7 protein-coding genes and 3 tRNA genes are annotated in these 11449 nt (G+C 65.5%); 4 read left to right on the forward strand and 6 right to left on the reverse strand.

Annotation, left to right across the window (positions count from 1 at the left end; genetic code table 11):
* Positions 1-162: 162 nt before the first annotated feature.
* Positions 163-2214: a DEAD/DEAH box helicase gene (locus tag PO605_RS14960; protein ID WP_047326592.1), complete on the forward strand. Its 2052-nt coding sequence runs from the start codon at positions 163-165 to the stop codon at positions 2212-2214.
* Positions 2215-2364: 150 nt separating this feature from the next.
* On the forward strand, positions 2365-3834 hold the full coding sequence (locus PO605_RS14965; protein WP_016451114.1) for a sensor domain-containing diguanylate cyclase: 1470 nt from the start codon (positions 2365-2367) through the stop codon (positions 3832-3834).
* A 28-nt stretch (positions 3835-3862) separates the two neighbouring features.
* Here the strand turns inward: PO605_RS14965 and PO605_RS14970 are convergent, their stop codons facing one another.
* A complete protein-coding gene (locus PO605_RS14970) occupies positions 3863-5095 on the reverse strand; it encodes a multidrug effflux MFS transporter (protein WP_016445793.1) in 1233 nt (410 codons plus the stop codon).
* A 267-nt stretch (positions 5096-5362) separates the two neighbouring features.
* Here PO605_RS14970 and PO605_RS14975 point away from each other — a divergent pair, with 267 nt between their 5' ends.
* Complete coding sequence (locus PO605_RS14975; protein ID WP_016451115.1) at positions 5363-6361, forward strand: TRAP transporter substrate-binding protein; 999 nt, start codon at positions 5363-5365, stop codon at positions 6359-6361.
* Positions 6362-6397: 36 nt separating this feature from the next.
* Here PO605_RS14975 and PO605_RS14980 read toward each other — a convergent pair.
* From PO605_RS14980 to PO605_RS14995, 4 genes are all read right to left on the reverse strand, one after another.
* A tRNA-Lys gene (locus PO605_RS14980) sits at positions 6398-6473 on the reverse strand.
* Positions 6474-6520: 47 nt separating this feature from the next.
* Positions 6521-6596, reverse strand: a tRNA-Lys gene (locus PO605_RS14985).
* A gap of 47 nt (positions 6597-6643) precedes the next feature.
* Positions 6644-6719, reverse strand: a tRNA-Lys gene (locus PO605_RS14990).
* A gap of 178 nt (positions 6720-6897) precedes the next feature.
* Entirely contained in the window at positions 6898-7875 is a 978-nt protein-coding gene (locus PO605_RS14995) for a GMP reductase (protein WP_016445795.1), read from the reverse strand.
* Positions 7876-8193: 318 nt separating this feature from the next.
* Here PO605_RS14995 and PO605_RS15000 point away from each other — a divergent pair, with 318 nt between their 5' ends.
* Complete coding sequence (locus tag PO605_RS15000) at positions 8194-10659, forward strand: UvrD-helicase domain-containing protein (RefSeq protein WP_047472639.1); 2466 nt, start codon at positions 8194-8196, stop codon at positions 10657-10659.
* A gap of 24 nt (positions 10660-10683) precedes the next feature.
* On the opposite strand, the gene PO605_RS15005 is transcribed toward PO605_RS15000, so the two are convergent.
* Entirely contained in the window at positions 10684-11319 is a 636-nt protein-coding gene (locus tag PO605_RS15005) for a hypothetical protein (RefSeq protein WP_047326593.1), read from the reverse strand.
* Positions 11320-11449 lie beyond the last annotated feature (130 nt).

An 11449-nucleotide genomic window follows, 5' to 3' on the forward strand; every position in this document is an offset into this window, starting at 1 on the left:
GAAGGCTTTCATGGATGGCGGGACCATCGGTTTCGGACCAGCCGAAAACGCCCATCCGCCCTTTTGCGAAGGGCCGGTCAAGTCTGACGGTGGATGTTGACCCAACCGTCGAGAAAAGCGTGGCAGATCGCTGACTGCGCGTGCTTTTCGTTAGAGCCATTCATGAACGACATCTCTCAAGAGCAGGGCATCATTGCCGCTGCCGATTCCTCTTTTGCTTGCGCTGCCCAAGCCTCTTCCGTGCTGGACGCCGCCGTTGCCGGTGCCGAGCAGGCCGCCGAGTCGCAGGCCGCTGCTGAAACCGTCGAGGGCGCCGAAGCCGCTCAGGCAGCTCCCGAACTCCCCAACGCCTTCGTCGAGCTGGGCCTGGCTGAAGAGCTGGTCCGCGCCGTTGCCGATCTGGGCTACACCCAGCCCACGGCCGTGCAGGCGCAAGCCATTCCCCTGGCCATGGGCAGTGGTGATCAGGCCTTCATCGACCTGATGGTTTCCAGCCAGACCGGCTCGGGCAAGACCGCCGCCTTCCTGCTGCCCGTGCTGCACACGCTGATCCAGCAAAAGGCTGACGAGGAAGCCGCCATCCGCGCCGAATATGACCGCCAGTGCGCCGAGGCCACTGCCAGCGGCCAGCCCACGCCCAAGCGCAACAAGCGCAAGGACCCCACCAATCCCCGCAACTTCAAGGCGGCCGTTCCCGGCGCCCTGATCCTGTGCCCCACGCGCGAGCTGGCTCAGCAGGTGGCGCATGACGCCATCGAACTGGTCAAGCACTGCCGTGGCATCCGCATTGCCAACGTGGTGGGCGGCATGCCCTACCAGCTGCAGATTGCCAAGCTGCAGAACGCCAACCTCGTGGTGGCCACGCCTGGCCGTCTGCTGGACCTGCAGCGCTCGATGCAGATCAAGCTCGACCAGGTGCAGTTCCTGGTGGTCGACGAGGCCGACCGCATGCTGGACCTGGGCTTCTCGGACGATCTGGCCGAAGTCAACGACCTGACGGCCCAGCGCAAGCAGACCATGATGTTCAGCGCCACCTTCGCGCCCCGCATCCAGCAGCTGGCCATGCGCGTGATGCATGACGGCGGATCGGGCGTGAAGAAGGTCACCATCGACACGCCCCAGGAAAAGCACGCCAACATCAAGCAAGTGCTGTTCTGGGCCGACAACTCCCAGCACAAGCGCAAGCTGCTGGACCACTGGCTGCGCGACACCACCATCAACCAGGCCATCGTCTTCGCATCGACCCAGGTCGAGTGCGACGGCCTGGCCAACGACCTGCAGCAGGACGGCTTCTCGGCCGTGGCGCTGCACGGCGCCCTGAGCCAGGGCCTGCGCAACCGCCGCCTGATGGCGCTGCGCAGCGGCCAGGTGCAGGTGCTGGTGGCGACCGATGTGGCGGCACGCGGCATTGACGTGCCCTCCATCACCCACGTCTTCAACTACGGCCTGCCCATGAAGGCCGAGGACTACACCCACCGCATCGGCCGCACGGGTCGTGCCGGTCGCGAAGGCGTGGCCGTGACGTTCGCGGAATTCCGTGACCGCCGCCGCATTTTCGATATCGAAGGCTACAGCCGTCAGCAATTCAAGGCCGAGGTGATTCCTGGTCTCGAGCCTGCACAGCGCGCACCCAGCAGCAACGAAGGCCGTGGCGGCCGTCGTGGCGGCGGCTTTGAAGGCCGTGGTGGTGATCGCCGAGGCTCCGCCGGCGGTGGTCGTGGTGGTTTCGGTGGCGACCGCGGCTTCGGCGGTGGTGACCGCGAGCGCAGCTTTGGTGATCGCGGTGGCGACCGTGGCTTCGGCCCCCGCCGTGATTCGGAAGGCTATGGCCGCAAGGCCGGCTTCGGCAGCTTCGGTGGCGGCCAGCGTGAAGGCGGCTTCGGCCAGGGTCAGCGCGAAGGCGGCTTTGGCCAGGGCCAGCGCGAAGGCGGCTACAGCCAGGCTCCGCGTGAAGGCGGCTTTGGCCGTGGCGGCGAAGGCCGTGGCTTCGGCGGCGACCGTGGCGCTGCGCGCGGCGGCGACCGTCGTGAGGGTGCTCCCCGCGATGGCGGCCACCGCGATGGCGGCTTCCGTGGTGCATCCGGTGAGTCGCGTGGCTTCGGCGGTGAATCCCGCGGCGGCTTCGGCGGTGGTGAGCGCCGTCCGGCCTTTGGCAAGAGCGCTCCCAAGCCTTACTCGCCCCAGGGCGGCGATCGCAAGCGCGCCGTGCGCTGATCGATTCCGGCTTTGCATGCAGACCGGCCCTTCGGGGCCGGTTTTTTTTGGGCAATCCGCCTGCCTGCCTGGCGCTGCCTGTGTTCGTGGCGCAGAACCTGCTGTCTGGCGGGCTCTGCGACTGCCATAATCGCGGCGCGGAGGTGCCCTGTGGAGTCTTTGATCGCGTCCAGTGTGGATTTTGAGCACATGTTCGAACTGGCCCCCGTCTCGTTATGGCTGGAGGACTACAGCGCGCTCAAGCGCCTGCTCGACCAGTGGCGAGCACAGGGCGTGACCGATCTGCAGGCGCATTTTTCTGCCCATCCGCAGGCACTGCAGCAGTGCAGTGCCGCGCTCAGGGTGGTTCGCGTCAACCAGCGCACGCTGGACCTGTTCGGCGCCGCGGACCAGCAGACCTTTCTCGACAGCCTGGGCCAGGTGTTCCGTGACGACATGCATGCCGGCCTGGCCTGCGAGCTGCAGGAGCTTTGGAAGGGCTCGCCGACTTTTGCCAACCGCACCGCCAACTACACGCTGGACGGGCGCCGGCTGGACGTGCAGATCCGTGGCCGCATCCTGCCCGGCCATGAGGAGCTTTGGGACTGCGTGCTGGTGTCGCTGGAGGACGTGACGGCCGAGATGCGCAGCACGCGGCAGCTGCACCGCAGCGAGCAGTACTCGCGCGACCTGTTCGAGTACTCGCCCGTGTCGCTGTGGGTCGAGGACTTCAGCTCCATCAAGCGCCTGCTCGACGATGTGCGCGCCCAGGGCATCAGCGATTTCGCCACCTTCCTCAAGGTGCATCCGGAATTCATCTCGCGCTGCATGCAGGAGATTCGCGTCATCGACGTGAACCGCCAGACGCTGCGCATGTTCGGTGCCACCGACAAGCTGCAGCTGCTGAGCCGGCTGGGCCGCATCTTCCGCGATGAAATGATCGACTCCTTTGCCGATCAACTCCAGGACCTGTGGAACGGCAAGCTCGTGCAGCACCGCGAAGTGGTGAACTACGCGCTGTCGGGCGACACGCTGCACATCCACATGCAGCTGGCCGTGCTGGACGGCCATGCGGACGACTGGGGGCTGGTGCTGCTGTCCCTGGTGGATATCACGGCACGCAAGAAGGCCGAGGCCTATCTGGAATACCTGGGCAAGCACGACGTGCTCACCCAACTGCGCAACCGCGCCTTCTATATCGAGGAATTGAACCGCCTGGCGCGCAAGGGGCCGTGGCCGCTGGCCGTGATCGCCATCGACATGAATGGTCTCAAGGAGGCCAATGACGAGCATGGCCATGCCGCAGGCGACGACATGCTTCGCCGCGTGGGCGAAGTGCTGACCAAGGCCGTGGATGCGCCCGCTTGTGCGGCACGCGTGGGCGGCGACGAATTCATGGTGCTGCTGCCAGCCTCGGACGAGCGCGGCGCCGAAGCCGTCAAAGAGCGCATCCTGTCCCTGCTGGAGCTCAACAACCAGTTCTATCCGGGTCAGCTGGTCAGCCTGTCCATGGGCGTGGCCTGTTGCAACGAGGGCAGCCAGCTGGAGGCCACCGTGTCACGCGCGGACCAGGCCATGTATGCCGAAAAGGCGCGCTACTACAAGGAAAAAATGCTGGACCGCCGCGCGGGCCGGGCATAGACGCCCGGGATCCCGGGAGCAGTGGCCTTCAGGCCTCCGAGGCATGCCGCCCGATTTCGGGCCAGCGGTGATGCAGGTAGATCCACGACGCCAGCCCGATCAGCATCATGCTGATCGAGCCCAGGGCCAGCAGCACCGTCGAATGCATCACCAGAGGCGCCAGCACGCCGGCCACGATGCCATTGGCCGTGGAGCCCACCACGGCCTGCAGCGATGAGGCCAGGCCGCGCCGCTCGGGATGGATGTCCAGCACCAGCAAGGTCACGACGGGCACCATCATGGCCCAGCCGAAGGCGAACACACCCACGGGAATCAACGCCCAGCTCACATGGGCAGGCCAGATCAGGTTGGCAACCAGGTTGACGATGGACACCACGAACATGATCACGAAGCCGTGGCGGATCTGGTGCTTGGGTGGAATGCGCCCGGCCAGCCGGCCGCTCACCCAGGCGCCGCCCATGATGCCCGAGATCGAAATCACGAAGAACCAGAAGAACTGCTGCGGCTGCAGGTGCAGCAGGTCGCCCAGGAAGGCGGGGGCCGACAGCACGTACAAAAACATGCCGTTGAACGGCACGCCGCTGGCAAAGGCCAGCAGCACAAAGCGCGGATCGCTGCACAGCGCCTTGTAGCCCTGCATCAGTGGCTTGAACCGGAAGGGCTGGCGCTGCGCCTGCGGCAGAGACTCGGGCAGAAAGCGCCAGTTGATGCTCCACAGCAGCACGCCCACCAGCGTCAGGAACCAGAATACGGCCGCCCAGCCCAGGTGCACGAACAGCCAGCCGCCCAGCACCGGCGCCAGCGCCGGGGCAATGCCGAAGAAGATGGTGATCTGGGCCATCACGCGCTGGGCCTGGGCAGGCGGAAACAGGTCGCGCACCACGGCGCGCGACACCACGATGCCGGCGCCCGTGGACAGGCCCTGCAGCGCCCGGAACAGCACCAGTTGCGTGATGTTCTGCGACAGCGCGCAGCCTGCCGAGGCCAGCGTGAACACGGCCAGTCCCCATAGCACCACGGGGCGGCGGCCAAAGCTGTCGGCCATGGCGCCATGGAAAAGGTTCATGAAGGCAAAGCCGAACAGATAGGCCGACAGCGTCTGCTGCATCTGCAGCGGCGTGGCGTTCAAGGCCTGGGCGATGCCCGAGAAGGCCGGGATGTAGGTATCGATCGAGAACGGCCCCAGCATGCCCAGGATGGCAAGCAGGACGGCCAGGGCCCAGCGCGGGCCCTGCCAGAGCGGGGAAACATTTTGTGGCATGCAGGCGAGGCGGTTGTGCGCTGCAGGCGGGCCACAGGCGCAGAAGAGGGCCGCACACTCATGCGTCTGCGGCAGGGTGACACTGTAGCGGCTTGGCTGGAATCCGGTGTGACGGATGGCTTGGCGAATGACCTGGGCGATGGAATGAGTTGATAGTTTGTATCTAAATTATATAAATATCGATAAAATTTATCTTTTTCGCCCGCATGCACAGGTCCGCCGTCGGGTGGATGGCATGGTTCTGGGCGCTTTCGCCAAGGATCTTTCATGACTGTTTCTCGCCGCACGTTGATATCAGGCCTGGCTCCGGCCGCGTTGCAGCTGACCGCCGGCGCGGCCTGGTCCAAGGGCCACCGGCTGCAGCTGTCGGCGGCCTATGGCGATGGCATCTTCCACACGCAGAACCTGCGCAATTTCGCGGCACGCGTGGGTGCCGACACCCGGCAGTCGCTGGAGATCGAGGTGGTGTCCGGCTCGGCGCTCAAGCCCATGGCGCAGGTGCTGCCTGCGCTCAAGCGCAATGACCTCCAGTTCGGCGAAGTGCTCATGTCGTCCTGTGCGGATATCCACCCGCTGCTGGCCATGGACTCGCTGCCTTTCATGGTGCGTGGCTTTGACGAGGCCGCGCGCCTGTGGCAGTTGACCCGCCCCGTGCTGCAGGAGTTCTTGCTGGCCCAGCAGGGCGCGCGCCTGCTGTTTGCCGTGCCCTGGCCGGCGCAGGGTCTCCTGAGTCGGCGCCCGGTCCACAGCATCGCGGATCTCAAGGGCCTCAGGCTGCGTGTGCAAAGCGATGCGACCAAGCGGTTGGCCGAGCTCTGGGGGGCGCAGCCGGTGGTGATTGCCGCAGGCGATCTGGGTGCCGTCGTGGAGCAAGGTGGCATCGATGCCATGATTACCTCCAGCGCCACGGGCGCCGACATCCAGGCCTGGAAGGCCATGAAGGTGTTTCTGGATATCAAGGCCTGGATTCCCAAGAACATGCTTTGCGTCAGCGAACTTGCCTGGAGGGGCTTCACCGAGCCCGAGCGCCAGGCCATCGGCCGCGCTGCCGAGTCGGCTGAAAAAGAGGGCTGGGCGCTGGCCCAGCAGGCCGATGAGCTGGGCAAGAAGATCCTTGCCGATAACAAGGTGTCCGTGGCCGCGCCGTCGGCGGATCTGCGCCACATGCTGGATTTGGTGGGCGAGCGCTTTGGTCGCGAGTGGGTGGCCAAGGCCGGCAGCAGCAATATGTCGGTGCTGATGGAGTACAACAAGAAAAGGCACTGAGCGCCGGTGCGCTGAGTGCCTTTTTCGGGGTGTTGGTGGTGGGCCCTGAGTGATTCGAACACTCGACCAACGGATTAAGAGTCCGCTGCTCTACCAGCTGAGCTAAGAGCCCCACGTATTTCTGCGTGGCTGCCTGAAGAGATCAGGCAAAGGAATTTTTGGTGGGCCCTGAGTGATTCGAACACTCGACCAACGGATTAAGAGTCCGCTGCTCTACCAGCTGAGCTAAGAGCCCCACGTATTTCTGCGTGGCTGCCTGAAGAGATCAGGAAAAGGAATTTTTGGTGGGCCCTGAGTGATTCGAACACTCGACCAACGGATTAAGAGTCCGCTGCTCTACCAGCTGAGCTAAGAGCCCCAAAAACAAGTCTGCGCTGCAAACGAGACCGCAATTATGCGGCATTTTTGGCGTGCTTGCAGGAAGACACGCCAATTTTTTGGTTCATGGCGCGATCTCGGCGTGCGCGGCCTGCGTGACGTCGGGAACGCAGGCACAAAAAAAGGCGGCCGAAGCCGCCTTGCCTTGGTGTCTGCGCTTACATCAGCAGATGTTCGCCTGCGTTGTCACCGCCCAGGATCACGTAGTTGACCTTGCGGATGTCCATCAGCTTCTTGCCGCCCGAGTAGCTGATGGAGCTTTGCACATCCTGCTCCATCTCGATCAGGGTGTCGGCCAGAAGTCCCTTGACGGGTTCGAGGATGCGCTTGCCTTCGACGTGCTTGTACTCGCCCTTGTTGAAGTCCGAGGCCGAGCCGTAGTACTCCTTGAAGCGCTGGCCGTTTTCCTCGACCGTCTGGCCCGGCGATTCCTCATGGCCCGCGAACAGCGAGCCGATCATCACCATGGTGGCGCCAAAGCGCACGCTCTTGGCGATGTCGCCGTGGCTGCGGATGCCGCCGTCGGCAATGATGGGCTTGGTGGCCACGCGCGCGCACCACTTGAGCGCCGACAGCTGCCAGCCGCCCGTGCCGAAGCCCGTCTTGAGCTTGGTGATGCAGACCTTGCCGGGGCCGATGCCGACCTTGGTCGCGTCGGCGCCCCAGTTCTCCAGGTCGATCACGGCTTCGGGCGTGCCCACGTTGCCGGCGATCACGAAGGACTTGGGCAGCTTTTCCTTGAGGTAGCCGATCATGTTCTTCACGCTGTCGGCATGGCCGTGGGCGATGTCGATGGTGATGTATTCAGGGCACAGGCCTTCGGCGACGAAGCGGTCCACGGTGTCGTAGTCGGGCTTCTTGACGCCCAGCGAGATGGAGGCGAAGCAGCCCTTGCCCTGCATCTCGCGCACGAACTGCACGTTGTCCAGGTCAAAGCGGTGCATCACGTAGAAGTAGCCGTTGCGGGCCAGCCAGGTGCAGATGCTTTCATCCACCACCGTCTTCATGTTGGCCGGCACGGCCGGGATGCGGAAGGACCGACCGCCCAGCTCCACGCTGGCATCACACTCCGAGCGGCTTTCCACGCGGCACTTGCGCGGCAGCAGCAGGATGTTGTCGTAGTCGAAGATTTCCATTTGATTCCAAGCTCCATGAAAGGTCGCGGCAGGAACATCCCTCCGCGATGGGGCGCTTGGCTTGGAGGCCGGTCTTGCGGGCGGCGCGGGCGGGCCGCGTCGCCAGGGCGGCTGTGGCCCGGGCACAAAAAACCGGACCGCAAGAAACTTGGGCCCGGTGATTGATTCTATACGTTGCCGGCGGCGGGCCCGGGCGCCCTGTCGATATAGCGGTTATAGCAATGGCGTTATGGACCGGGAAGATGCGCTGCATGTGTCGAATGCGGGAAATGCAGCATGGCTTACCCCGCAGGCCGGGGCGCTTCCTACAATGCCGGGATGTTCCCGATCGATCTGCTCGACGGCGCCTCCGGTGCCGCACCCGCCTCCAACTCCCCTTTGCTGGCCAACCTCAACGAGGAGCAGCTCGCTGCCGTCACGCTGCCGGCCGGCCATGCGCTGATCCTGGCCGGCGCCGGCTCGGGCAAGACGCGGGTGCTGACCACGCGCATCGCCTGGCTGCTGCAGACGGGCCAGGCCACGCCGGGCTCCATCCTGGCCGTGACCTTCACCAACAAGGCGGCCAAGGAAATGCTGGCGCGCCTGTCGACCATGCTGCCCTACAACGTGCGCGGCATGTGGATAGGCACCTTCCACGGCCTGTGCAACCGGCTGCTGCGTGCCCACCACCAGGCGGCAGGGCTGTCGTCCACCTTCCAGATCCTGGACACGCAGGACCAGCTGTCGGCCGTCAAGCGCCTGTGCAAGCAGTTCAACGTGGACGACGAGCGCTTCCCGCCCAAGCAGCTGCAGTACTTCATTGCCGGCTGCAAGGAAGAGGGCATGCGCCCCGGCGACGTGGTGGCCAATGACCCGGACACGCGCAAGAAGGTCGAGATCTACCAGCTCTACGAGGAGCAGTGCCAGCGCGAAGGCGTGGTCGATTTCGGCGAGCTGATGCTGCGCTCCTTCGAGCTGCTGCGCGACGATGCCGCGCTGCGCGCCCACTACCAGCGGCGCTTTCGCCACATCATGGTCGACGAGTTCCAGGACACGAACAAGCTGCAATACCAGTGGCTCAAGCAATTGGCGGGCGACGTGGTGGATGGCCGCCTGCAGGCCCTGGGCAGCGTGATCGCCGTGGGCGACGACGACCAGAGCATCTACGCCTTTCGCGGTGCGCGCGTGGGCAACATGCAGGACTTCGTGCGCGAGTTCGATGTGCGCCAGCAGATCAAGCTGGAGCAGAACTACCGCTCCTACAGCAACATCCTGGACTGCGCCAACGCGCTCATCAGCCACAACAGCCAGCGCCTGGGCAAGAACCTGCGCACCACCCAGGGCCCGGGCGAGCCCGTGCGCATCTACGAGGCGCCCACCGACATGGCCGAGGCGCAGTGGATGGTCGAGGAAATCCAGCAGCTCGTGAAAAAGGACGGCTGGCAGCGCCAGGAAATCGCCGTGCTCTACCGCAGCAATGCGCAAAGCCGGGTGATCGAATCGCAGCTGTTCAATGCCGCCATTCCCTACCGCGTGTACGGCGGGCTGCGCTTTTTCGAGCGCGCCGAAATCAAGCATGCGCTGGCCTACCTGCGCCTGCTTGAGAACCCGCACGACGACACCAGCTTTTTGCGCGTGGTGAACTTCCCACCGCGCGGCATCGGCGCGCGCAGCGTGGAGACGCTGCAGGACGCGGCGCGCAGCGCGGGCTGCTCGCTGCACGATGCCGTCTCGGCGGTGCCGGGCGCGCCGGGCGCCAAGCTCGCAGGCTTTGTCGCCAAGATCGACGTGCTGCGCGAGCAGACCCAGGGCCGCACGCTGCGCGAGATCATCGAGGCCATCGAGGAAGAAAGCGGCCTGCTCGAGCACTACCGCAACGAAAAGGAAGGCGCCGACCGCATCGAGAACCTGCAGGAACTCGTGAACGCGGCCGAGAGCTTTGTCACCCAGGAAGGCTTTGGCCGCGATGCCGTGGCCCTGCCGCTGGACGAGCACGACGGCGCCAGGGCGCTGACGCAAAGCCCGGCCAGCCAGGGCCTGGACCCTGCGCTGCCGCTGCTGGACACGCCGCTCACGCCGCCGGCCGGCACCGTGGCCGGCATGGTCGATGCCGATACCGGCGAGACCCTGTCGCCGCTGGCCGCCTTCCTGACGCACGCGGCGCTGGAGGCTGGCGACAACCAGGCCCAGGCAGGCCAGGACGCCGTGCAGCTGATGACCGTGCATGCCTCCAAGGGCCTGGAGTTCGACGCCGTCTTCATCGGCGGCGTGGAAGAGGGCCTGTTCCCGCACGAGAACGCCATGATGGACCGGGGCGGCCTGGAGGAAGAACGCCGCCTGGCCTATGTGGCCATCACCCGCGCGCGCAAGCGCCTGTACCTGAGCCATTCGCAGACGCGCATGCTGCACGGGCAGACGCGCTACAACGTCAAGAGCCGCTTCTTCGACGAGCTGCCTGAAGAGGCGCTCAAGTGGATCACCCCCAAGCAGGGCGGCTTTGGCAGCTACGCGCCCCGCCCCGGTGGCGGCGGTGGCGGCTATGGCTCACGCGATCGCGGCGGCTTCGGCAGCAAGGCCGAAGGCTGGCGCAGCGAGGTCTTCGCCAGCCCGCCCGTGCCGCCGCAAAAGGCCGACCCGGGCCACGGCCTGCGCGTGGGCCTGAACGTGTTCCACAACAAGTTCGGCGAAGGCAAGGTGCTGGCCCTGGAAGGCACGGGCGACGACGCGCGTGCCCAGGTCAGCTTTGGGCGCCACGGCACGAAGTGGCTGGCGCTGTCCATTGCCAAGCTCACGGTCGTGGAGTGAGGGCCGGGCCGCCGCGCCCGGCGCTCAGGGCTTGACTTCGAAGCTCAGCGTGGTGGTGTGGCGCACGTCGGTGTACTTCTTGCCGTCCAGCGTGACCGAGCCGTTGTCCACGCGCGCCGTCACCTCCAGCACGTACAGGCCCGGGAAGTAGGGCTTGAAGCTCACCGTGCCGTCCTGCGATGGCGTGAGCGTGCGGTACCAGCCCTCGCTGGTCTGCACATTGACCTGGCTGGCCGCGACCTTGCGGCCCTTGAACACCAGCTGGAACGTATCGCCGCCCGCCGTGGTGGGCACCAGCTCCAGGTCGTTCACGGCCTTGGTGTCGTTGCGGCCGAAACGGGCCTGGTAATAGGTCAGCACGCCATTGGCGCCGGGGCGCGTGGCGGCGATGCGCACATCGCCCTGGCCTGCGTCCGCGGTGAAATGATTGGCCTCGGCCTTCAGGGGAAGGCTCTTGCCGTCGGGCAGGACCTGCTTGGCGTCCTCCAGGGCCGGCAGCTGTTGCAGCGGCTTGCGCAGTTCTCCGGCATAGGCCCGGGCCTGTCCTGCGTCCTGCTGCAGCCAGAGATAGTCGGCATGTGCAGCCGGCGCCGCCAGGGTGGCAGCGGCCGCCAGCCATGCGGAGGCCGTGCTGCGAAGGATGCGGGAAGCTGGGGTCATGGAGTCTCTCCTGTGGTGTGGCTCTGCGTGCGCCTGCCGGGCCTTGAGGGGCGTGATCCGGCGGGGCTGAAGATGGTGCGATGGCGGGCTAGCGACGCTGCAATGCATCAGAAATTATAGCGAGCAGGTG

This window comes from Delftia sp. DT-2 (genome assembly GCF_028401915.1).
GTDB classification, from domain to species: domain Bacteria; phylum Pseudomonadota; class Gammaproteobacteria; order Burkholderiales; family Burkholderiaceae_C; genus Comamonas; species Comamonas tsuruhatensis.

Bases quoted from the DNA above. Each gene is read 5' to 3' on its own strand.
- PO605_RS14975 (WP_016451115.1), top strand. From the start codon at position 5,363: ATGACTGTTTCTCGCCGCACGTTGATATCAGGCCTGGCTCCGGCCGCG.
- PO605_RS14995 (WP_016445795.1), bottom strand. From the start codon at position 7,875: ATGGAAATCTTCGACTACGACAACATCCTGCTGCTGCCGCGCAAGTGC.
- PO605_RS14960 (WP_047326592.1), top strand. From the start codon at position 163: ATGAACGACATCTCTCAAGAGCAGGGCATCATTGCCGCTGCCGATTCC.
- PO605_RS14970 (WP_016445793.1), bottom strand. From the start codon at position 5,095: ATGCCACAAAATGTTTCCCCGCTCTGGCAGGGCCCGCGCTGGGCCCTG.
- PO605_RS15005 (WP_047326593.1), bottom strand. From the start codon at position 11,319: ATGACCCCAGCTTCCCGCATCCTTCGCAGCACGGCCTCCGCATGGCTG.
- PO605_RS15000 (WP_047472639.1), top strand. From the start codon at position 8,194: ATGTTCCCGATCGATCTGCTCGACGGCGCCTCCGGTGCCGCACCCGCC.